The 21927-nt window shown below is 73.7% G+C and carries 22 protein-coding genes; 10 read left to right on the plus strand and 12 right to left on the minus strand.

Annotation, left to right across the window (positions count from 1 at the left end; translation table 11 throughout):
• Positions 1-51: 51 nt before the first annotated feature.
• The 7 genes from AB0E02_RS14360 to AB0E02_RS14390 form a co-directional block, all read right to left on the minus strand.
• The gene (locus tag AB0E02_RS14360; RefSeq protein ID WP_362138802.1) at positions 52-1737 is read right to left on the minus strand and encodes an alpha/beta hydrolase; all 1686 of its coding nucleotides are present in this window, start codon (positions 1735-1737) and stop codon (positions 52-54) included.
• Positions 1738-1821: 84 nt separating this feature from the next.
• Positions 1822-2640 (minus strand): TIGR04222 domain-containing membrane protein, encoded by an 819-nt coding sequence (locus tag AB0E02_RS14365; protein ID WP_362138805.1) that lies wholly within the window; start codon positions 2638-2640, stop codon positions 1822-1824.
• A 136-nt stretch (positions 2641-2776) separates the two neighbouring features.
• The gene (locus tag AB0E02_RS14370) at positions 2777-3808 is read right to left on the minus strand and encodes a TIGR04222 domain-containing membrane protein (protein WP_362138808.1); all 1032 of its coding nucleotides are present in this window, start codon (positions 3806-3808) and stop codon (positions 2777-2779) included.
• Entirely contained in the window at positions 3808-4338 is a 531-nt protein-coding gene (locus AB0E02_RS14375; protein ID WP_362138811.1) for a hypothetical protein, read from the minus strand. Before AB0E02_RS14375 ends, AB0E02_RS14370 begins: the two co-directional genes overlap by 1 nt.
• Positions 4322-5185 carry a DUF692 domain-containing protein gene (locus AB0E02_RS14380; protein ID WP_362138813.1) on the minus strand — a complete coding sequence of 288 codons (864 nt, stop codon included), beginning with the start codon at positions 5183-5185 and terminating at the stop codon, positions 4322-4324. The genes AB0E02_RS14375 and AB0E02_RS14380 overlap by 17 nt, the downstream gene beginning before the upstream one ends.
• Positions 5186-5330: 145 nt before the next feature.
• A complete protein-coding gene (locus tag AB0E02_RS14385; protein ID WP_362138816.1) occupies positions 5331-6002 on the minus strand; it encodes a LysE family translocator in 672 nt (223 codons plus the stop codon).
• 7 nt (positions 6003-6009) lie between these two features.
• Complete coding sequence (locus AB0E02_RS14390) at positions 6010-6762, minus strand: aminoacyl-tRNA hydrolase (protein WP_362138818.1); 753 nt, start codon at positions 6760-6762, stop codon at positions 6010-6012.
• Between the two features lie 403 nt (positions 6763-7165).
• Between AB0E02_RS14390 and AB0E02_RS14395 the strand changes: the two genes are divergently transcribed.
• The 3 genes from AB0E02_RS14395 (at position 7166) to AB0E02_RS14405 (ending at position 9143) form a co-directional block, all read left to right on the plus strand.
• Complete coding sequence (locus AB0E02_RS14395; protein WP_362138820.1) at positions 7166-8173, plus strand: ATP-binding cassette domain-containing protein; 1008 nt, start codon at positions 7166-7168, stop codon at positions 8171-8173.
• The gene (locus AB0E02_RS14400; RefSeq protein ID WP_362138822.1) at positions 8170-8838 is read left to right on the plus strand and encodes an ABC transporter; all 669 of its coding nucleotides are present in this window, start codon (positions 8170-8172) and stop codon (positions 8836-8838) included. The genes AB0E02_RS14395 and AB0E02_RS14400 overlap by 4 nt, the downstream gene beginning before the upstream one ends.
• 119 nt (positions 8839-8957) lie before the next feature.
• Entirely contained in the window at positions 8958-9143 is a 186-nt protein-coding gene (locus AB0E02_RS14405; protein WP_362138824.1) for a hypothetical protein, read from the plus strand.
• A 199-nt stretch (positions 9144-9342) separates the two neighbouring features.
• Here AB0E02_RS14405 and zapE read toward each other — a convergent pair whose 3' ends face one another.
• Entirely contained in the window at positions 9343-10485 is a 1143-nt protein-coding gene (zapE, locus tag AB0E02_RS14410) for a cell division protein ZapE (RefSeq protein ID WP_362138826.1), read from the minus strand.
• A 67-nt stretch (positions 10486-10552) separates the two neighbouring features.
• Between zapE and AB0E02_RS14415 the strand changes: the two genes are divergently transcribed.
• Together AB0E02_RS14415 and AB0E02_RS14420 are read left to right on the plus strand one after the other, a co-directional pair.
• Positions 10553-11377: a dihydrofolate reductase family protein gene (locus AB0E02_RS14415; protein WP_362138829.1), complete on the plus strand. Its 825-nt coding sequence runs from the start codon at positions 10553-10555 to the stop codon at positions 11375-11377.
• 136 nt (positions 11378-11513) lie between these two features.
• Complete coding sequence (locus AB0E02_RS14420) at positions 11514-12011, plus strand: hypothetical protein (RefSeq protein ID WP_030803677.1); 498 nt, start codon at positions 11514-11516, stop codon at positions 12009-12011.
• A 30-nt stretch (positions 12012-12041) separates the two neighbouring features.
• On the opposite strand, the gene AB0E02_RS14425 is transcribed toward AB0E02_RS14420, so the two are convergent.
• Both AB0E02_RS14425 and AB0E02_RS14430 read right to left on the minus strand, forming a co-directional pair.
• The gene (locus AB0E02_RS14425; protein ID WP_362138833.1) at positions 12042-12728 is read right to left on the minus strand and encodes an ABC transporter ATP-binding protein; all 687 of its coding nucleotides are present in this window, start codon (positions 12726-12728) and stop codon (positions 12042-12044) included.
• Positions 12725-13807, minus strand: a complete 1083-nt coding sequence (locus tag AB0E02_RS14430; RefSeq protein WP_362139049.1) for an ABC transporter permease — start codon at positions 13805-13807, stop codon at positions 12725-12727. The genes AB0E02_RS14425 and AB0E02_RS14430 overlap by 4 nt, the downstream gene beginning before the upstream one ends.
• Positions 13808-13992: 185 nt before the next feature.
• Between AB0E02_RS14430 and AB0E02_RS14435 the strand changes: the two genes are divergently transcribed.
• From AB0E02_RS14435 to AB0E02_RS14455, 5 genes are all read left to right on the plus strand, one after another.
• The gene (locus tag AB0E02_RS14435; RefSeq protein WP_362138837.1) at positions 13993-15228 is read left to right on the plus strand and encodes a sensor histidine kinase; all 1236 of its coding nucleotides are present in this window, start codon (positions 13993-13995) and stop codon (positions 15226-15228) included.
• A gap of 8 nt (positions 15229-15236) precedes the next feature.
• Complete coding sequence (locus tag AB0E02_RS14440; RefSeq protein WP_362139051.1) at positions 15237-15878, plus strand: response regulator transcription factor; 642 nt, start codon at positions 15237-15239, stop codon at positions 15876-15878.
• A 350-nt stretch (positions 15879-16228) separates the two neighbouring features.
• Positions 16229-17629, plus strand: coding sequence for a UDP-N-acetylmuramate--L-alanine ligase (gene murC / locus AB0E02_RS14445; RefSeq protein WP_362138839.1), 1401 nt, complete (start codon positions 16229-16231; stop codon positions 17627-17629).
• Between the two features lie 17 nt (positions 17630-17646).
• Positions 17647-18084: a peptide-methionine (R)-S-oxide reductase MsrB gene (gene msrB, locus AB0E02_RS14450; protein WP_362138841.1), complete on the plus strand. Its 438-nt coding sequence runs from the start codon at positions 17647-17649 to the stop codon at positions 18082-18084.
• Positions 18085-18643: 559 nt separating this feature from the next.
• Positions 18644-19240: a hypothetical protein gene (locus AB0E02_RS14455; protein WP_362138843.1), complete on the plus strand. Its 597-nt coding sequence runs from the start codon at positions 18644-18646 to the stop codon at positions 19238-19240.
• Between the two features lie 629 nt (positions 19241-19869).
• Here AB0E02_RS14455 and AB0E02_RS14460 read toward each other — a convergent pair.
• Together AB0E02_RS14460 and AB0E02_RS14465 are read right to left on the minus strand one after the other, a co-directional pair.
• Positions 19870-20529, minus strand: coding sequence for a 4'-phosphopantetheinyl transferase superfamily protein (locus AB0E02_RS14460; protein WP_362138845.1), 660 nt, complete (start codon positions 20527-20529; stop codon positions 19870-19872).
• Complete coding sequence (locus AB0E02_RS14465) at positions 20526-21380, minus strand: metallophosphoesterase (RefSeq protein ID WP_362139053.1); 855 nt, start codon at positions 21378-21380, stop codon at positions 20526-20528. The genes AB0E02_RS14460 and AB0E02_RS14465 overlap by 4 nt, the downstream gene beginning before the upstream one ends.
• Between the last annotated feature and the right edge of the window lie 547 nt (positions 21381-21927).

Here is a 21927-nt window from a genome sequence, read left to right on the forward strand (position 1 = left end):
ACGAGCGGGCCGCCCCTGCCCCGGGGCGGCCCGCTCGTCGGTCGTTTCCGCTTACTTCCCCGGGCGCGCGTGCTGGGCCCGGGCCGTCTGCTGCCCCGGCACCGGCTCCGCGCGCGACGCGCAGTACACCTTGTGCGCCGGGATCTTCCCGTGCAGCAGATACGCCTCGGCGTAGCGGTTCACGCAGTCGTTCTCGCCGAAGCCGATGCCGTGCGTGCCCGCGCCGTTCTCGGTGACCAGCGACGAGCCGGGCAGCCGGCGCTGCAGCTCCAGCGCGCCCCGGTACGGCGTCGCTGCGTCCCGCTCGGCCGCCAGCAGCAGCACCGGCGGCAGCGCACCGGGCTCCGTGTGGACGTCGAGCGGGAGGCGCCGGCCGTGCAGCGCACCGTCCAGCTCGGTGGCGGCCGCATGGCCGGCGGCGTCCGCCAGCTCCCGGCCCGACCCCTGCTCCACCCGGCGGGCCGCCGCCGCGACCCCGGCCGCCGCGGACTGCGTCCGGTCCGGCCAGAACGCGCACGGCAGGTTCATCCAGGCGTTGTCCCAGGTCTCGAACGGCGCGATCTCGGCGACGTCGGTGTTGTCCCGGTCCCAGGTCCGCCAGGACCGCGGCCAGGGCGCGTCGTTGCACTCCACGGCCGTGTAGACCGCATTGGCGTTCTCCGCGTCCTTGGCGCCGGTCCCCTGGGGCAGGGCCTGGGCGATCAGCGGTTTGGGATCGCCGTGCAGATAGCTCGCGAGCGCCTCGGCGCGCAGCGGCCAGAAGCCGTCGTTGTAGCCCGTCTTGAGGAAGGCGGACTGCAGCTCGCCGGCGCCGAGCTTGCCGTTGAGGGGATGGCGGCGCAGCTTCCCGGAGGCCGTGTCGTACGCCTGCTGCACGGCCTTCTTGGTCGTGCCGAGGTGGTAGTGGTCGTCGTGCTTGGCGACCCAGCGCAGCCAGTCGCCCCAGCGGCGCTCGAAGGCGATGTCCTGATCGAGGTTGTTGCGGTACCAGATCTGCCGGGGATCCGGGTTGACCACGCTGTCGAAGATCATCCGCCGCACATGGCCGGGGTAGAGCGTCGCGTAGACCGCGCCGAAGTACGTCCCGTACGAGGCACCGATGAAGGTCAGCTTCTTCTCACCGAGGGCGGCCCGCAGCATGTCCAGGTCCCGGGCGTTGTTGACCGAGTTGTAGAACGGCAGGTCCGCGCCGGCCCGCCGGGCGCAGCCCCGGGCGTACGCCCTGGCCTGGTCCCTCTTCTTCCGCTTGAACGCCGCGTCGGGGTACCTCCGGCTGTCGGTGGGCGCCTTGGCGAACTCCTCGGGGTCCTGGCAGGACAGCGGCGCCGAACGGCCCACCCCGCGCGGCGCGTAGCCGACGAAGTCGTAGGCCCGGGCCAGCCTGCTCCATTTGGGCAGCGTGCCGTAGAACGGGAACTCCAGGCTGGAGGCGCCGGGGCCGCCCGGGTTGAACACCAGCGAGCCCTGCCGCTCGCGGTGCTCGGTGGCACGCGCCCGGCTGACCGTGAGCTGGATCTTCTTGCCGTCGGGGCGCGCGTAGTCGAGGGGGACGGTGAGCTTGCCGCACTCGACGGACGACGGCAGATGTTCCACCGGCGCGCACCGGCCGAAGTCGATGCGGTGCGCGACGGGCGCGGGTGGCGCCCCGGCCGCCTGCGTGGTGCCGCCCGCCGGGGCAGTGGCGAGGGCGGTCACGATCAGCGACCCGATGGTGCCGTACAACGCAAGTGCTCTCACTGGCCGTCCCTTCGTGTGTGCATACAAAAGGGATAGTTGGGGCGGTGATTGGCGATGTAAAGCACCGGGCACCGGTGTCGGACGCTATGCCCCGGAAGAGTGGAGCGCGGCGCGAAGGGCGGGATCGGTGAGGGCGCTGGGGCCATTCAGGGCGAGTGAGATGAGGGAGGTGAGGGGGGCCAGAGGGGCGGAGGGGAGCCGCGAGCCGGGCGGGTCGGCCTTCCCGGGAAGGCGCTGTTCGCCCGCGTCGGTGGCCCAGTCCCGGTACGGGTGGAGCTCGAAGCGGGCCACGGCCAGGGTCCCGAGGCAGAGCACCAGCGGCAGCGAGAACCACCCCAGGAGCAGCGCGGTGTCCGCGCCGGGCGGCGCCATCCAGTGGGCCGCGGCGGCGGCCAGTACGACCAGGAGGGCGGCGGCCCACACCTGGCGGACCCCGCTGCGGATGCCGGGACGGGCCGCGGCCGGCAGTGCCAGCCCGTCGGCCACCAGCTTGTCGGCCACCGCCCGTACCGCCTCGTCGGCCACCAGGGCCTCCCGCACCGCGGGTATCGGGCGCTGTCCGTCCGGGCCTATCGCGCTGAGGGTCGCCTGCTCGACCGGGTCCTGTGCGACCGGCTCGACGACGGTGGCCCAGCCGGTGTGGGCGAGCAGCAGCCGCCGCTTCTGGGCCATCAGCACCAGGACCACATCGGCGAGCCGCTGCGGCCCGCCGGAAAGGTAGGCCATCTCGTAGAGGGTCAGTCCGGGCGCGTGCCCGTCGTCACCGGCCGGGTCCGGGACCGGAGCGGAGACCGGTGGGCGGTCCGGGCGGGCGGTCCGGGCCGCGGCGACCGCGGCCCGGCACACCCGCGCACAGGAGAACACCGCCGCGACCGCGGCGACGAGGAGGAAGAGAAGCCACATGGTCCATTTTCTACGGGAAGGTCCATGACAATGGCCATTAATTTTCCCCTTGTGTGGACCACATCACGTCCCTTCCTTCCCTGCTCAGGGCCGGTGCGGCTCGCAAACCGGACACCTTTGGCCGGAGAGTCGTCGCTCAGCTGCTGCCGCAGCCGGAACCCCCGCCGCACGACGAGCCACCGCCGCACGAGGAACCGCCCCCGCAACTCGAACCGCCGCCGCACGACGAACCGGAGCCACAGGACGAACCGCCGCTGCCGCAGCCCGCACCGGAGCCGCCGTCGGACGCGCCGCACCAGAAGGAGCTGTCGCCGCCCACGTCGCCACCGGAGTCGTAGCCGGACGCCGCGCTGCCGGACGACGACGAGCCGCCGGCGGTGGCCAGTGCGGCGGTCCGCCGGGCCTCCTCGAACTGCTGCCGCAGCAGCTCGTCCGCTATCAGCGCCGTACCGCCGAGTGCCACCACCAGCCCGGCGGCCTGCCATGCGCCGCCCGCGCCGCCCCGGGACTGGGCGGCCTGCGCGGAGCGCAGCGCGCGGGCACCCGCCTTGGTGACGCGGTTCCGGAAGACCGTCCGGCACAGTGCGGCCACGATCAGACCCGCTATCAGCGCCGGCATGATCGTGATCACCGCCGGCGGGTCGAACCCCTCGCCGAGGCCGTCGTCGTTGCCGGCGTCCGCGACGGAGAGCAGGATCCCGAGGGCGAACAGCACGATGGTGGCGGCCATTTGGGTGCTCGCCAGCTGGCGCCAGCCGCGTCCCCGCCGCGGGTGACGCATCAGTCCGCGGGCCGCCAGCCGGTCGCCGATGTCCTGGACCGCGGGGCTGCGCATGGCCTCGGCACGCACCGCGGCCAGCGCCGCGCCGGGCGTCCGGGCGACCGCGTCCAGGACGGCGGTCTCGACCGCGTGCTGCGCGGTGGCCTGGCGGACGGTCACCACGCCCGGGCCGCCCACCGCCAGCCGGCCGTCCTCGCACATCCCGGCCAGCGCCGCGTCCACCACCCGCCCGGGACCGCCGGCCAGGAACGCCGTCTCCCACACGTTGCGGGCCTGCGCCTCGCCCCTGCGGACGGACGGGGTGCCGCGCCGCACCAGGACCGTGCCGAGCAGCAGCACCAGCGAGGAGGCACCGAGGCCCACGTACACCCATTGCGTGAAGGACATCACCGCCACCTTCCCTTCAGTGCCTGGCGGACGGCGTGGACGGCGCGGGCGAGCCGGGCCGCGGAACCGGGGGGCGGTGGGGTGGGGCCCGCGCGGTCCCGCCACCAGCGGGTCAGCCGCTGGCGGGCAGCGGGGTCCGCGGGACGGCCCTGGGCCAGCAGGTGCGCCGCGAAGTCCAGCGCGTCCTGGCGGTAGCCGCCACGCATCGGACGGTTGCGGGCATAGCCGGCGAACGCCGGACGGTAGTCGTCGCCGAGGATCTCGGGCAGCTCGGGCGCGACCTTGGCGACCACCCCGGACCGCTTGGCGGTCAGCGCCCGGCTCTGCACGCCCAGCCGGTTGCGGTCGAAACCCTCGGGCGCCGGGGTGCCGGCGACCAGCGCGGAGAGCAACGCGGTCTGCGCCAGCGCCAGCCGCTGCCGCGCTGCGTCGGTGCCGGTGGCGGGGATGGCGGGGGCCGAGGCGGTGGGGGCCACGGCGGGGCGGGAGCCGGCGTCCGGCTTCCGTACGGGCTCAAGCCGCCTGGACATGGCGGGCCTCCTTCAGGACGGTGCGGATCGCGTCGAGTTCCCCGGCCAGCTCGCCGGCCTCGGGGAAGTCGTCATCGCGCTCCAGCAGCACACCGGGCGGGGTGATCCGGGCACACAGCTCGGCGAGCACGTCCAGCACCGGCCGGGTCACCGGATGGGCGTGGCTGTCGTGCCAGACCCCGTCCCGCTCCACGCCGCCCGCCACATGGACGTAGGCGATCGCCTCGACCGGCAGCTCGTCCAGCGCCACCGCCGGGTCCTCACCGCGGTTGACGTGGTTGGTGTGGAGGTTGGCGACGTCGATGAGCAACCGCACCCCCGTCCGCTCGACGAGCTCGGCCAGGAACCGCCCCTCGGTCAGCTCCTCGCCCGGCCAGTTGACCAGGGCCGCGATGTTCTCCAGCGCCAGCGGCACCGGCAGCGCGTCCTGGGCGATGCGGACGTTCTCGCAGAGCACGTCCAGCGCGTCGCGGGTGCGCGGGACCGGCAGCAGATGCCCGGCCTCCATCAACGGCGAGGCGGTCAGCGGCCCGCCGGCCCGGACGAACGCGATGTGCTCGGTGACCAGCGGGGCGCCCAGCACCTCGGCACGCTCGGCGAGGGCGGCCAGCCGGCCGGGGTCCGGACGGTCGGCGCCGCCGACCCCGAGCGAGACGCCGTGCGGGACGACGGTCGTCCCGCGCTCGCGCAACTCCCGCAGGGCGTCGGGGAGATGGCCGGGACAGATGTTCTCCGCCACCACCTCGACCCAGTCCACACCGGGCAGCCCGGCGATCTCCGCAGCGATTTCCGGCCGCCAGCCGATGCCCGTCCCCAGGCGCTCGATGTCCGTTCCCGGACGCTCCATGGTTCCCCCTCCCGCTCCGTGGTCGGGGTACTCATGGCCCCGTCAGGACCGGCCGAATCCTGCACCTGCCGAGTTCAGAGCTTCATTTGAGCTTCCCGCCGGGGGCCCCGCCGCCCTACGGCAATCCGCCGGCCGCCCCCGCCGGTCAGCGCGCGGTCTCGAACCCCACTGCGGCACCGAGCGCCAGCAGCACCCCACCGGTGGCCTGATCCAGCCGCCGCCGTATGCGCGGCCGCTGGAAGACGGCCCGCGCACGGTGCACCGCGAAGGCGATACCGCCGAGCCACAGCACGCCCAGCGCGGCATGGACGGCGACCAGCAGCAGCGTCGTCGCGATCACCGGCGCGCCGTGTGGGATGAACTGCGGCAGCAGCGACATGTAGACCACCCCGACCTTGGGGTTGAGGACATTGGTCAACAGGCCCGTCCGCAACGCCCGCAGCGGGGTCACCGGCCGCGCGCCCGCGCCGTCACCGGGCGCCTCCCGCCCCGCGGCGGGTACCTCGGCCCCCGACGCCCCGGCGGTCCGTATACGCCGGGCGCTGCGCAGCGCCTGTATCCCCAGCCACATCAGATACAGCGCGCCGGCCACCCGCAGCACGTCGTACGCCGTCCTCGACGCGGCGAGCATCGCGGTCAGCCCGACCGCACCGGCCAGCCCCCACACGAAGCATCCGGCGGCTATGCCCAGCGCGCTGCACAGCGCGGCGCGCCGCCCCGAGCCGAGCGCGGTCCGCAGGACCACCGCGAAGTCGGGGCCGGGCGAAATGGTCAGCAGCGTGGCCACGAGGGTGAAACCGAGCAGGGACGTCAGCACGGCCGCCTCACCGCCCCTGCGGCAGCGCGCCGCGCAGCGCGGGGTGGTCCGCGACGACCGTGCAGGAGCCCGGCGCGATCTCCGTGAACCCGGCATCGCGGACCACGGGCAGCCCGCTGCGGGTCAGCGCCTCCCAGCGCGCGGGATCCGCGGACCGGACGGCCAGCGGGAAGCCCGCCGCGCGCCAGGCCGCCCGCTCCGGCTCGGACAGCTCCCACCACGCAAGCTGGGCGCCGTGGCCGGCCTGCGCCATCTCCTTGCCCGCCGACATCTCCAGCGCCGGGTTCAGCCACAGCACCGGCGCGCCGTCGGCGGGCGGCCCGGGCGGCTCGGGGTCGTCCAGCTCGGTGCCGGAGACCTGAAGCTTCACCAGCTCCTTGGGCCAGCCGTCCAGCGGCACCGGGGGGTAGACCCGCACCTCGGCGCTGCCTCCGGTGACCGTGATCCCGGGCAGCGCCCCGGCGCGCCGCCACTCCGCGCCGCGCGCCCGCCGCACCACCTTCCGGATCCGGGCGTCCTGCCAGTCCCGCACCGCCGCCGCCCACTCGCCGTCCCCGGCCGACCGCTCGTCCGACAGCAGCACCAGCACCGCCCGGGCGGCCGTCTCCAGCGCGTCCGTACGCGCCGGAGGGTCGGCCCGCTCCAGCCGCACGACGAGCGGCAGCACGAACTGCAACGCCGCGTCCCGGTCGCTCTCGTCGGGCCGGAACGGGCTGGTGGAATCGTTGCCGGACTGCCCGGCGGTCTCGGTCCTGGTCACCCGATCAGTCTGCCAGCCGCCACTGACAACGCCCCTGGCACCGCCCGCGCAGGCCCGCCAGCGCACACCTGCCGCGCTGGCGCGGGACCACCCGCGCGGCCCCGTCCTCCCGGCACAGGCCCGCTGCCCGGACCCACCTGTCCGGACCTGACTGTCCGGACCCGTCCGTCCGGCCTGTCCGCGCGTACCCGTCCGCGCGTACCCGTCCGCGCGCGCCGTGTCGTCGGCCGCGTCCCTGAGCGGGCACCCGGCGACGGGCCCCGCTACCGTCGAGGGCGGCGGACGGCGCGACGCCGTACGGCAGTTGGGCCTCCGGCAGAGGAGCGACGCCACACGCCCACGGGCGTGCCGGCACGGGCATCGGGGCGCCGGGCCGGGCAGTGGGGATAGGGGGAGGCAGCGGGTGCCGGAGCGGATGCGGCTGGACGGGGTGGGGCGGCGCTACGGGGTCCGCGGCCCCTGGGTGCTGCGTGAGGTCCACCTCGCGGTGCCCGAAGGCGCGCTGCTGCGCATCGAGGGGACCAACGGCACCGGGAAGTCCACCCTCCTGCGGCTGCTCGCCGGGATCGACCGGCCCAGCACCGGACGCATCACCGGTCGGCCGCGCCGCGCCTACGTCCCCGAACGCTTCCCCGCCGCCATGCCCTTCACGTCCGCCGGCTACCTCACCCACCTGGGCCGCGTCCACGGCCTGACCGGCGCGGAAGCGGCCCGGCGCGCCGCCGAGTGGCTGGAACGCTTCGGCGCGGCCGGGCACGCCCGTACCCGGCTGGCCGAGCTGTCCAAGGGGACCAGCCAGAAGGTCGCGGTCGCCCAGGCGCTGCTTGCCGAGCCCGAACTCCTCGTCCTGGACGAGGCGTGGACCGGCCTGGACCGCGGCGCCCGTGAGGTGCTCGACCGCGCGGTCGCCGAACGGGTCGCGGACGGCGGCACCGTGGTGTTCGTCGACCACGACCCACAGCGTCTGGCCGGCGCGGCCGACGCCCGCTACCGGGTGGCGGACGGGCGGCTGCTGGCCCAGGAGGAGCGGCCCGGCGCGTCCGCGTATCCGGACGCCGCGACCGGCCCCCGGGTGACCATCGAGGCCGAGGGCCCACCGGGCGCCGCTCCTCCGACCGGCCCACCTGGCGCCGCCCCGCCGACCGGCCCACCGGGTACGACCGCCGGCGCCCCGCGACTACCGGGCGGCCCGGAGATCACTCCCGGCCCTGACGGCGCGTTCCGCTTCACGGTCCCCGCCGTGCACTCCGATGCGCTGCTGCGCGCCCTGCTCACCGCCCGTCCGCCGTGGCACATCCGCGCCGTCACCACCGCCCCCGGCCCGGCCGTACCGCCAGGTCCGGCAACCCCGTACGTCCCCGCCCCTTCCCCCGCCCCTTCCCCCGACCCCGACGAGGCCCCGCACCCGTGATCGCTCTCCTCCGCTATCAGGCGGCGCTGCTCGTCGGCTCGCACCGCTGGCTGCCGCCGGTCATCCTCTACGCGGCATTCCTGGCCATCGGCATCCAGAGCGGCGGTCCGATCCTCGACGCGTTCGGCTACGCCGCGGTCGGTGTGCTGCCGGTCGCCGTCTGGCTGACCCGGATCTGCGTCACCAACGAACCGCCGGCCGCCCGTAGTTGCACCGCGACCGCCGCCGGGCCCGGCCGGGCGCACCTCGCCGGTGTGCTGACCGCGGCCGGTGCCGGGCTGCTGCTCGGGCTGCTCGGTACGGCCCTGGTGGTGCTGATGGCCGATCCGCACTCCGCCGACCACCAGGTCGCGGTACCCGTCCTGCCCGCGACCGTCGCCGGCCTGTTCGCCGTGCTGACCTGCCTGTTGACGGGCCTGGCCATCGGTGCGCTGTGCGCCTGGCCGGTGCTGCGCGTCCCCGGCTGGGGCATCCCGGCCGGGCTGCTCGGCTCGCTGCTGCTGCTCGTCCTGGGCGGCTCGCCCGCCAACGCCGCCATGACGGGCCTGGTCACCGGCTCCCTGCACGGCACGATCACCGTCCCCTGGCTCCCGGCCGCCGCGGCCGCCCTGCTCGCGGCCGCCGCCACCGCCGCTGCGTGCACCCTGGCGTCCCGTCGCGGCTGAACCACGGAGTGAGGGCCCGGGGTCGGGTGGAGCTACGAGCCTCCCGAACGGCGAACCTCAGGACGGGCGCCAACGGCACGGGCGCCCCCCCCGGGACCGGCGGGCGTACCCTCGGCCCCATGCCGCACACGCCCGTCACCCCCGAGCCCGCTCGCCCGGCCCCCGCCGCCACCGCCCCCGAACCTGTCGTCGCCGACTGCCTGTACTGCGGCCGGCCCACGGAGTACCCGGTGGACCGGCCGGGGATCGTGCTCTGCCCGGTGTGCGAATGGCAGGAGGCCCAGCGGACCGCGTGCTCCGGCTGAGACCCGGATGAGCCGGACGACGTACTGGGCACCGTCGCCGGTCGCCGTCCGCGTAGGCCATCGGGCAGGCGGCCCGAGCCGCCCGCGAACCAGGCGGAGGGACCGGGGGAGGATCCAGGCGGACCGACGGCCCCCGCAGGCCCCCGACGGACGTCGCCCGGCGGACGTCATCCAGCAGACGTCGCCCCGCGGACGTCCGCTAGCGCACCTCGCCGGTCACCAGCGACTTCGCGTCGCGCGCCAGGGCCGTCAGCCGGGAGATCGCCCGGAAGTACTTCTTGCGGTAGCCGCCGCGCAGCATCTCCTCGCTGAACAGCTCGTCGAAGGGCTTGCCGGAGGCCAGCACCGGCACCTCACGGTCGTAGAGCCGGTCCGCGAGGACGACCAGGCGCAGCGCGGTGGACTGGTCGGGCACCGCCTGGACGTCGGTCAGGCAGACCGCCTCGATGCCGTCGCACATCGCGCCGTACCGGCTGGGGTGCACCTTCGACAGGTGGTCCAGGAGGGAGGGGAAGTCGTCGAGCGAGGCCCCGGGGGTGCGGTACGCGGTACGGGTGACGGTCTCGTCGTCGAACGGGGCGGGCGCCTCGGGCAGACCGCGGTGGCGGTAGTCCTCACCGTCGATCCGCAGCGGGCGGAAGTGGGCGCTCAGGCCCTGGATCTCGCGCAGGAAGTCGGCGGCGGCGAACCGGCCCTCGCCGAGCTTGCCGGGCAGTGTGTTGGAGGTGGCGGCCAGCGCCACACCGGCCTCCACCAGCTTGCCGAGCAGCGTGGAGACCAGCACCGTGTCGCCCGGGTCGTCCAGCTCGAACTCGTCGATGCACAGCAGCTTGTGCTCGCCGAGCGTGCGGACGGTCTGCTGGAAGCCGAGCGCGCCCACCAGGTTCGTCAGCTCGACGAAGGTGCCGAACGCCTTCCGTTCGGCGGGCGCCGGGGACGCGTGCCACAGGGAGGCGAGCAGATGGGTCTTGCCGACGCCGTAGCCGCCGTCCAGATAGACGCCGCGCGGGCCCTTGGGGACGGCGGGCTTCTTGGGGCTCCTGGCGAACCAGCGGCGCTTGCCGCCGCCGGTGTCCGCCCCGGCGGCGATCGAGTCCGCGAAGTCGCTCAGGACCTGGACCGCCTCGGCCTGGCTGGGCTGCTTCGGGTCCGGGATGTACGTGTCGAACCGGGCGTCCTGGAAGCGCGGCGGCGGCACCATCTCGGCGACCAGGCGGTCGGCCGGGACGTGCGGGGCGCGGGCGGTGAGCGCGGCGGGGGCTGCGTCGGCCGGGTCGGCCGCGTCGGCCGGCGGTCCGGCTATCGGGTCGGCCTGCGGCGCGGAGGGCTGGGAAGGTGACACAGCCGTCCAGCCTATCTCCTTCGCCCGAGGTGCCGGACCGTCCGGCGAGGCATGTCACACTGCCGCCATGCGACGCCTGTTCCCCCTCCCCGCCCCGCCCGTACCCGCCGCCGACGGGACGGCCGCAGCGCCCGCGGCGCCCGGTGCCGACGACCGCGAGTGGACGCTGGACGAGCTGGCCGACGCCTACGCCTACCCGGCGGCGGACGACCCGGCGCGCGCGGGACGCCCCGGCTGGCTGCGCGCCAACATGGTGTCCTCCATGGACGGCGCGGCCCATCACGACGGGCACTCGCAGCCGCTCTCCAGCGACGCCGACATGCGGATCTTCGGGGTGCTGCGGGGGGTCGCGGACGTCGTGGTGGTGGGCGCGGAGACGGTGCGCCAGGAGGGGTACCGGCCGGCCCGCGCCCGGGAGGCGTTCGCCGCCCGCCGGGCCGTCGCGGGGCAGTCCCCGGCGCCCGCCATCGCGGTGGTCACCGCCGGGCTCGGGCTGGACTTCGGGCTGCCCCTGTTCACCGAGGCGCTGGCACCGACCGTCGTCCTGACCGGCGCGGGCGCCCCCGCCGATCGGGTGGCCAAGGCCCGGGCGGCCGGTGTGGAGGTGCTGTTCGCCGGCGAGGGCCTGGGCGTCGACCCGTCCCGGGTGGCCGGTGTCCTGGCCGAACGCGGTCATACCCGGCTGCTCACCGAGGGCGGACCGATGCTCCTGGGGCAGTTCGCCGCGGCCGGTGCGCTGGACGAGATGTGTCTTTCGCTCGCTCCGGTGGTAACCGTCGGAGATGCGCCGAGGATCATGAAGGGGCCGGCCGTCGAGGTTCCCGAGCGGTTCACCCTGGCATCCGTATTGGAGGAGGCCGGGTTCCTGTTCACTCGCTACCGTCGGTCCTGACAAACAGCGGAATTATCTGTTCCGCTTAGCTTCCTTTGGGCACACTAAAAGCCAACAGGTCCCGCGTGGCGACGGGGCAGGATGGTGTCTGTCGGGCTCCGCACAATGCGGCCTGAGGAGAAGAAGGGCGTCCGTCGTGTTCACGAGCGTATTGATGATCGAGAAACCTCTGACGCCCGCCGACGTGGAGTTCGTGACCACCCTGCACGGCGACGACCCGGTCTCGTTCGTCGTGCTCATGCAGCCCCGCGGCAAGCAGGACGTCCTGCTGCGGGCCATCGACGATGTCGCCCTCGGGGAGTTCGACGACGCCGTGCGCGAGGGTGCCGAACCGGGCGGGGCACAGGCCGAGGCCCCCGCCGAGGTCGGGCTGACACACACCCTGCAGGCACTGCGCGAGGCCGGTGCGCAGGCCGTCGGACAGGTCGTCGAGGACCATCCGCTGGACCTGCTGCGCTCCGTCGTGGACGAGACCGGGGCGGACGAGGTGATCGTGCTGACCGCCCCGCACTTCGTCGAGGAGTTCTTCCACCGCGACTGGGCCTCCCGCGCCCGCCACAAGGTCGGCGTCCCGGTCCTCAAGCTCTTCTCGCACGCCGCCGACGACCAGCCCCAGGGGACGCCCGGAGGCTGACCGCACCCCCGGGGCCGGCCACCGGCACCGTCACAGCCGGCCGGCCGGCCGGGGGCGCAGCCGTCCGTCGTGCACCTCCGCGATCTCGTCCGCCACGTCCAGATGGCTGTGGTCGTGGGTGACCAGCACCGTCGCCGTCGCCCGCTGGTGGGTCAGGTTGACCAGCAACTCCAGCACCGCGGCGCCCCGTTCGTGGTCCAGCGCGCTGGTCGGCTCGTCCACCAGCAGCACCGCGGGGTCGTTCATCAGCGCCCGGGCGATGTTGATCCGCTGCCGCTGGCCGCCGGACAGCTGGTGCGGCCGCCGGCCGGCCAGCCCCTCCAGGCCGACGGCCGCCAGCAGCTCCCGCGCCCTGGCCCGGGCCGTGCGCGGCGAGCGGCCGTCCAGATGGGCCATCACCTCCAGCTGCTCGGCGGCGGTCAGGGCCGGCAACAGGTTCGGCTGCTGGAAGACCATGCCGAGGGCTGTCCGGCGCAGCGCGGTCAGCTCGGCGCGGCCGAGGCCCGTGGTGTCCGTGCCGTCGATCACCACCCGCCCGCGGTCCGGGCGGATCAGCGTCGCGGCGACCGCCAGCAGGCTGGACTTCCCCGACCCGGACGGCCCGATCACCGCGGTCAGGCGGCCGGCGGACACGGTCAGCGAGACCGCGTCCAGCGCGGTCAACCGGTCCTCGCCGTCGGGGTAGGTCAGGGTCACATCGGTCAGTTCGAGGCTCATCGGGCACTTCCCAGGGCGGTCAGCGGGTCGACGGAGGTGATGCGGCGGATGGACAGCGCGGCTCCGGCGGCGCCGAGCGCGATCATGATCAGGGCCGGGACCAGCACGGTCGGCGGATCGAGCACGAACGGCACCGCGCCGCCGATGCCCGCACCCACCCCCGCCGCCACGGCGGTGCCCAGTCCGGTCCCGATCACCAGCAGGACGACGGCCTGCCCGAGCGCGTCCCGCAGCAGGTAGCGGGTCGAGGCGCCCAGCGCCTTCAGCACGGCGACATCGCCGCTGCGCTGGATCGTCCACACGGTGAAGAACGCGCCGATCACCAGCGCGGAGATGGCGAACAGGAAGCCGCGCATCAGCTGGAGCGAGCCGTTCTCGGCGGTGTACGAGCCGATGGCCTGCAGGGCGTCCTCCAGGGGCACCGTCTTCGTGCCCAGCCGCCCGTCGGCGTCGGCGAGACTCTGGGTCCCCGTGGTGGAGAGCGCCAGCACCGTCGCCCCCGGGGAGCCGCCGCCGGTGCCGCCCGTCAGGGACCGCCAGTCGGCGAGCGACGCCCAAACCACCGGGGTGTGGCTGTACATGGCCGCACCCGCCACCGCCGCCACCCGGAACGTGCGCCCGCCCAGCGACACCTTGCCGCCGGCCCGCACCCCGAGCGAGGCCGCGGCCTTCTCCGAGAGCACCACCTTGCCGTCCCCGGCCCGCCCCTGCGCCGGGGCCAGCCGCGACCCGGGGCGCACCCCGAAGGCCGACACCGCGGCCGCCCGGTCGCCCGCCTCCGCCTTCGTCGTGGCGATCCCCAGCGGCTCGGCCCGCCGTACGCCGGGCACCCGCGCCCACTCCCTTACGGTCCGTTCGGTCAGCCGGGAGTCGGTGAAGGCGACCGTACGGCCCTCCAAGGGCGCGGAGAACACCAGGTGGTCGGCGGGCAGCCCGGTGATCGCCGAGGTGTTCTCCCGGCCCAGGCCCGCCGTCAGGCCCGACAGCAGACCCACCAGCACGGTGATCAGCACCACGACGGTGCCCATCAGGGCGAACCGCCCCTTGGCGAATCTCAGATCTCTCCAGGCGACGAACACGGGCTCGGCCATCCTCCGGGTACCGGCGCCGGACCCACTGCCCGGCGGCTCGACCCCACCGTCGCCCGCCGGAGGGGGCCGCGGCATCGCGCCGCGGAGTGGTCCGCGGAGATCGAAAGGTGCGCCCCGGCATCAACCCTTCGGTTGATGCCGCAGGCCGTACCCGCCCGTAGCCTGAAGGAGCCGTGACCGAAGAAGCCGTGACCGCTCACTCCCTCACCCCCGTCCTGCGGGTCCTGCGCAGCTGCCTCCATCTGATGGTGGCCGCGCTGCTCGGGCTCGCCGCCGTCCGCGCGGTCGCCGATCACCGGCCGCACACGCCCGCGGTCCTCGCCACCGCCGTCGTGCTGTTCGCGCTCTACGTCGCCGGCCCCCGGCTGCCCCGGCTGCGCAGCTCCACCGGCGCCGCCGCGCTCTGGCTCACCGCCGTCGGGCTGGTCTGGCTGGTGCTGCTGGCCCTCACCCCGGACGGCGTCTGGCTGGCCTTCCCGCTGTTCTTCGTCCAGCTGCACCTGCTCCCGTTGCGCTGGGCGCTGCCCGTCGTCGCGGCCACCACCGTCGGCGCCGTCGCCGGCTTCGGATGGCACACCCACACCCTCAGCGTCGGCACGGTCCTCGGCCCGGCCCTCGGGGCGGCGGTCGCGGTCGCCGTCGTCCTCGGCTACCAAGCCCTCTACCGCGAGAGCGAGCAGCGCCGCCGCCTCATCGAGGAGCTCACCGCGGCCCGCAGCGAGCTGGCCACCGCGGAGCACGCCGCCGGCGTGCTCGCCGAACGGGAGCGGCTGGCCCGCGAGATCCACGACACCCTCGCCCAAGGCCTCTCCAGCATCCAGCTGCTGCTGCGCGCCGCCGAGCGCGCCCTTCCCGAGCGGCCCGGGACGGCGCTCGGGCACGTCCGGCAGGCCCGTACGGCCGCGGTCGACAACCTCGCCGAGGCCCGCCGGTTCGTCCGCGCGCTCAGTCCGCCCGACCTGGAGACCGGCTCGCTGCCCGCCGCCCTGGAGCGGCTGTGCGCCACCACGGAGCGCACCTCCGGCCTGACCGTGCACTGCCAGGTCTCCGGCGCGCCCACCGCGCTCCCCACCCCGCACGAGGTCGCCCTGCTGCGCATCGCCCAGTCCGCGCTGGCCAACACCGTCCAGCACGCCGCGGCCGGCCGGGTCGAGCTGACCCTCAGCTACATGGACACCGAGGTCGCCCTGGACGTCGTCGACGACGGCACCGGGTTCATCCCGGCGCAGGTGCCCGCGCCGGGCTCCGCGGCGGCCTTCGGCACCGGTTTCGGGCTCGCCGCGATGCGTGCCCGGGCCCGCGCCCTCCAAGGCACCCTCGCCGTCGAGTCCGCCCCGGGAGAGGGCACCGCCATCGCCGTCACCCTGCCCTGCCCCGCAGCGCCCGCCCGCCCGGAGGCCGCCCTGTGACCAGCCCCGTGACCGGCCCCGCGACCCCCGTCCGGCTGCTGCTCGCCGACGACCACCCCGTCGTACGGGCCGGCCTGCGTGCCGTCCTGGAGACCGAACCGGGCTTCGAGGTCGTCGCGGACGTGCCCACCGCCGAGGAGGCCGTCGAGCTCGCCGGGCGGTGCGAGGTGGACGTGGTCCTCATGGACCTCCAGTTCGGCGGGCGGATGCTGGGCTCGCAGGCCACCGCCGCGATCACCGCCCGGGCCGGCGCCCCGCGCGTCCTGGTCCTGACCACGTACGACACCGACGCCGACATCCTCGCCGCCATCGAGGCCGGCGCCACCGGCTACCTCCTCAAGGACGCGCCGCCCGAGGAGCTGGCCGCCGCGGTGCGCACCGCCGCGGCCGGGAAGTCCGCGCTCGCACCCACCATCGCGCTGCGCCTGATGGACCGGATGCGGACACCCGCCACCGCGCTCTCCCGCCGCGAGACCGAGGTCCTCCAGCTCGTCGCCGACGGCCTGTCGAACGCCGCGATCAGCAAGCGGCTCTTCCTCAGCCAGGCGACCGTCAAATCCCACCTTGTCCACATCTACTCCAAGCTGGGAGTGGACTCCCGCACATCCGCGGTCGCCACGGCCACCGCGAAGGGCCTGATCCGCCGCTGATCGCTGATCGCTGAGCATCTGCTGACCGCTGACCGCTGACCGCTGACCGTGTGCTCACCCGTTGACCGCTGTCTCGCAGCCCGGGTGCGGGCGGTCCGCGGTCGTCCGCGGGCCCTGCGGGGGTCGTCCGGGGACGTGCGGGGGCCGTTCCGGGGCCGTCCGGGGTCCGTGGATCGGCGCTGTCGGTGCCGGGTGCGACAATCTTCGGCAGCGGGACAGCCGTACCGGCAGCACGAGCACCGGAACCCGGCAACCCGACAGCAGAACCGCACGACCGCACGACCGCACCACCGCATGACCGCACCACCGCACCACCGCTCGCGATGATCGACGATCAGGGAGACCCGCTCATGGCACCCGCCATCCCAGCCTCGATGGACCGACCGCACTTCATCGGTATCGGCGGAGCCGGCATGTCGGGCATCGCCAAGATCCTCGCCCAGCGCGGCGCCCGGGTGGCCGGCAGCGACGCCAAGGACTCCCCGACCGCCGAGGCCCTGCGCGCCCTCGGCGTCACCGTCCACCTCGGCCACGCCGCCGAGCACCTCGCCGCCGACGCCACCAGCGTCGTGGTCTCCTCCGCGATCCGCCCCGACAACCCCGAGCTGGCCGCCGCCCATGAGCGCGGCGTCCCCGTCGTGCACCGCTCCGACGCCCTCGCCGCCCTCATGGACGGCCTGCGCCCGATCGCCGTGGCCGGCACGCACGGCAAGACCACGACCACCTCCATGCTCGCCGTCTCCCTCGGTGCCCTCGGCCTCAAGCCGTCCTACGCCATCGGCGGCGACCTCGACGCCCCCGGCTCCAACGCGGAGCACGGCACCGGCGAGATCTTCGTCGCCGAGGCCGACGAAAGCGACCGCAGCTTCCACAAGTACGCCCCCGAGGTCGCCATCGTCCTCAACGTCGAGCTGGACCACCACGCCAACTACGCCTCGATGGACGAGATCTACGAGTCCTTCGAGACCTTCGTGGGCCGCATCCGCCCCGGCGGCACCCTGGTCATCGCCGCCGACCACCCCGGCGCCCGCGAGCTGACCGCCCGGGTCTCCGGCCGCGAGGACATCGAGATCGTCACCTACGGCGAGTCCAAGGACGCCGACGTCCGCATCCTCCAGGTCACCCCGCACGGCCTGACCAGCGACGTCACCGTCAGCCTCACCAGCGGCAAGATCCTCACCTTCACCGTCTCCGTCCCCGGCCGGCACTACGCCCACAACGCCGTCGCCGCCCTCGCCGCCGGGGTCGCCCTCGATCTGCCGCCGCACAACCTCTCCACCGCCCTCGGCAAGTACACCGGCGTCAAGCGCCGCCTCCAGCTCAAGGGCGAGGCGGCCGGCGTCCAGGTCATCGACTCCTACGCCCACCACCCGACGGAGATGACCGCCGACCTCGAAGCGATCCGCGGAGCCGTGCCCGAGGGCTCCCGCGTCCTGGTCGTCTTCCAGCCGCACCTCTTCTCCCGCACCCAGGAGCTCGGCACGGAAATGGGCCAGGCGCTCGCCCTCGCCGACGCCTCCGTCGTGCTGGACATCTATCCGGCCCGCGAGGACCCGATCCCGGGTGTCACCAGCACCCTGATCATCGACGCCGCGCGCGCCGCAGGCGCCGAGGTCACCGCCGAGAGCGACAAGTCCGCCGTCCCGGACGTCATCGCCGGAATGGCCCGACCCGGTGACCTTGTTCTCACCATGGGCGCGGGCGATGTGACCGACCTCGGCCCCGCCATCCTGACCCGCCTGGGCAGCTGACCCGGAGGAGGCCCCGAATGCCGTACGAGATCGACAAGCCCGATGAGCAGTGGCGCGCCGAGCTGACCCCTGCCGAGTACCAGGTACTCCGCCAGGCCGGCACCGAGCCCGCCTTCGTCGGTGAGTACACCGACACCAAGACCTCGGGCATCTACTCCTGCCGCGCCTGCGGCGCCGAACTCTTCCGCTCCGACACCAAGTTCGAGAGCCACTGTGGCTGGCCGTCCTTCTACGACCCCAAGGACTCCGACGCCGTCGAGCTCCTGGAGGACCGCTCGCACGGCATGCTCCGTACCGAAGTCCGCTGCGCCCGCTGCGGCTCCCACCTCGGCCACGTCTTCGAGGGCGAGGGCTACCCGACGCCTACGGACCAGCGGTACTGCATCAACTCGATCTCGTTGCGGTTGTTGGCGGACGAGGACGAGCCCCGCTCGCACGGGGAGCAGAGGCCGTAGGCCGACGCGTCCAGCAGCACCTTGTGGACCACTTGCTGACGCGGGGAGCGGCCCACTTCATCGTCACGAAGACGTCCGAGGTGGGGGCCTCCCCGCACGTGCGGCAAGCAGACAGTGCGTGCCGCGCCGTTCGACCACTGAACCGGCCAGCTAGCTACGAGGCAGGAGATCACGGGCCGGCTGAACCCCGGACCATGGCGGACTCGATCTACCGCACCACGGGCAAAACCGCACCGTGACCACCCGCTGCGCTTCAGCGACAGCCGCCTCCTCGCCCAATGGGTTCCCGGCGGCCCCTGGGGGCTTGAGCATCGCAGGATGGCGACGGGAACAGGGGCAGCACGAGCCTGGCCGACCCGGGACGCAGCATCGCCGGCCAAGTTGCCCCGGAAGGCGACTACGTCTCATGCCCCTGCTTCCCCTCGAAGGGGACCGGTTGCCAAGCCCGCAGCCGCCTATTGAATCTCGGGATTTATGGGCGGCGGGCGACGTCGTGCGGAGAATCTGCCGAACCCAGCCTCCTCGCAGACGTGCGACTCCGGCAGGGTGGCCCAGGCGCGTGACCGAACCACCCTGCGGACGCACGGACAGGAAAGGGGAGCAGGGCATGAAGGGGCAACGGAAGGCAGTGAAGCTCCGAAGGAAGTCGCAGCGCGTTCTGCAATGGTCCTTCTCTGCAATCCTCCTTTTTATGGCGGCCCTCGTTATTGGGAAAATGGGCTTTCGTGGACCAAACAAGGCTGAAGTTGGCCTAACGGCCTCCTTTGCAACCATATTCTTGGTGCAGAGGGTTTGCCGATCTCGCGTGCTCATCTTTCAAGATGAGGTATGTGTCGTCAATGCGGTGTTTAAATACAGTGTGGCGCGCAGTGCCGTTGCTCAAGTTTTCGTCGACCTCGGAGGGAATCTGACGCTAGAAACGACAGGTGGTGAGGAGGTTTACGTAGCTGCCTATAGCGGCTCTCTCATAGATCATTTTGTGGGCAGCTCGGAGAGGGCGGCCAAAACGATCCGTCAGCATGTGAAAATGAAAACGGCTACCTCGCGAGACTCCGCTGTCCGTAGAGGGCTGGCAATTTCCTGGCTTTCGGATATCTGGCTGGTCGCCGCAGTGATCTGTGCGGTGTGGACCGCCATCGGCAATGTGGTTGGGTGAGTGGTAGCCGCGGCGAATCAGTAAGGCGCTCATCTTTCGTCCGGCGCCTCCTTCGCAGAGGGGCGGATCTCAGCCATCAGCCGGGCCCGTGTCGACTGCATCAACTCGATCTCGCTGCGGCTGATGCCGGACGAGGACGGTCCCCGCTCGCACGGGGAGCAGAGGCCATAGGGCAGCGCGTCCAGCGGCACCGCGGAACCACCTGCTGACGCGCGAGGAGCCACAGCTACGACCGGAAGAGCGGGCAGTCGGACACCGACGGAGCGCGATGGTCCAACCTCGAACACCGGGCCACCCCAAGCCTCCTCGAACCGCGCACCGGCTGGGCGTCGGGCAATGCCGGCATCGTCCGCGAGCTACTGCGCTACGTACGGATGAGCCGGGGAGCCGACCCGACGTATGTGGTCACCTGGCCGGACCAACCAGCGGTGAATCAAACCAGGTGGGGAAGGCGAAACAGGCCACGAGCGGCGGAAGTTCGACGCGGCGGTGAGTGAGGTCTGCCTGCGATGACATAGGGGCGGTCGGCAGGTGGCCGGTATTCCGGCACGGCAGGCAGGAGTGGGTGGTGCCCGCGAAAGCCTTCGCCTTTGCGGGCACCGCGCTTTTCCCGTGGGAAAGGTTCCGGATCAGGCCGGCATGGTGATGGCTGTCACCACCAGGCCCTCCTCGACCAGCCAGCGGCCGGTGAACTCGGTGACTTCGGTGCCGTTGACGAGTGGGCCGGGGACGAGGAGGCGGGCGGTGAAGGTGGCGTCGGTGGGGTCGAGGGTGAGCAGGGCGTCCTCGAAGCCGAGCCAGCGGTGGGCGAGGGGGTACCACGCCTTGTAGACGCTCTCCTTCGCGCTGAAGATCAGGCGGTCCCAGGCGATCTCCGGTTCGAGGTCGGCCAGATGGTGCAGCTGGGCGCGTTCCTCGGGGAGGGTGACGAGGTCCATGACGCCCGGGTCGGAGACCGGGAGGTTGGGTTCGGCGTCCAGGCCGACGGTCCGGACGTCCCGTTGGCGGGCCACGGCCGCGGCGCGGTAACCGGTGCAGTGCGTCATCGCGCCGACGATGCCTTCCGGCCACTCCGGCGCCCGGTCACGGCCGGGGAGCAGCGGTGCCGGGGCGATGCCCAGCCGGGACATTGCGGCGCGGGCGCAGCCGCGTACGGTGCCGAACTCCCGCTGACGCTTGGGCACGGCGCCTGCGACCAGGGCCCATTCCTCGGGGAACATCTCGGACAGCGGGGCGTCCTCGAAGGACTCGGCGGTCACGATCGGCGCCGGGAGCAGCTTGTCGATCACGCCCGGACCCCCGTCGTGCCGGAGCCGACGGTGGCCGGGGCCGGCAGGATCTGCACCGGACGGCCCGGTGTGCCGGAGCGGCGCCGCCACTCCCGGGGATAGCCGAGCGAGACCTCCTGGTGCGGTACGCCGTCGCAGACCAGCAGGCGGGGGATGTGCAGATGGCCGTAGACCACGGTGGCGGCACGGAACCGGCGCGGCCAGTCGGCGGTCGCCTCCGTGCCGCACCACAGCGCGAAGTCCGGGTACCACAGCGGGTCGGTGGGCTCCCGGACCACCGGCCAGTGGTTGATCAGGATGGTCGGCAGGTCCTCCGGCAGGGCCGCGAGCCGTGCTTCGGTGGCCGCCACCCGGGCCCGGCACCAGTCCTCGCGGGTGGGATACGGGTCCGGGTGCAGATGGAACTCGTCCGTGCACACCACCCCGGCCCGCTCGGCCTGGGCGAGCGCCTCCTCCTTGGAGGTCACGCCCGGCCGCCGGAAGGTGTAGTCGTAGAGCAGGAACAGCGGGGCGAGGACGACCGGGCCGCCGGCCCCCTCCCAGACCGGGTACGGGTCCTCGGGCGTCAGGACGCCCAACTCCCGGCAGATCTCCACCAGATGCTCGTACCGCGCCACCCCGCGCAGCTGCACCGGATCGTCGGCGGGGGTCCACAGCTCGTGGTTGCCCGGTACCCACACCACCTTGGCGAAGCGTTCGCTGAGCAGGCCGAGCGCCCAGCGGATGTCGGCGACGTACTCGCCCACGTCGCCGGCGACCAGCAGCCAGTCGTCGGCGGACTCCGGTCTTAACCCCTCGACGATCTCGCGGTTCTCGGCATAGCGGACGTGCAGGTCGCTGACCGCGACCAGGGTGCCGGGTCCGTGGGCCGGTGTGGGGTGTGGGGTTGGGGCGGGGGCCGGGGCCGGCGCGGCGGGGCCGTCGGCACCGGGAGCGCCGGGAGCGCCGGGAGTGAGGGTGCGGATCTCGTAGGTCACCCTCGCAGTAAAGACGGTGCGCCGAGGAGAGTGAAGGGCGGGCCGGGGGACGGGCGGTGTGTCACCGGTCCGGGTGCAGGGGGCGGGGCGTCACCAGTTGGGGTGCGGCGGGGGCGGCGGCCCGGGCGTGCCGTTGGTCCGGGTGCGGCGGTGGTCCGGCTGGCGGTGCCGGAGGCGGACGGTGTGTCACTGGTCCGGGGCGCCCGGGGTCCGGGGTGCCGGGTGTCGGGTGCCGAGGGCAGGCGGTGGGCACTGGGCCGGGCGTGCCAGTGGCGGTGCGGTGGTGGTCGGGCTGGCGGTGCCGGGGGAGGGGCGGGGCGTCACCAGTTTGGGTGCGGCGGGGCGGTGCGGTGTGCCGTTGGTCCGGGTGCGGCGGTGGTCCGGCCGGTGGTCCCGGGGGCGGACGGTGTGTCACTGGTCC

This window comes from Streptomyces sp. NPDC048196, assembly GCF_040652715.1.
Lineage (GTDB): Bacteria > Actinomycetota > Actinomycetes > Streptomycetales > Streptomycetaceae > Streptomyces > Streptomyces siderophoricus.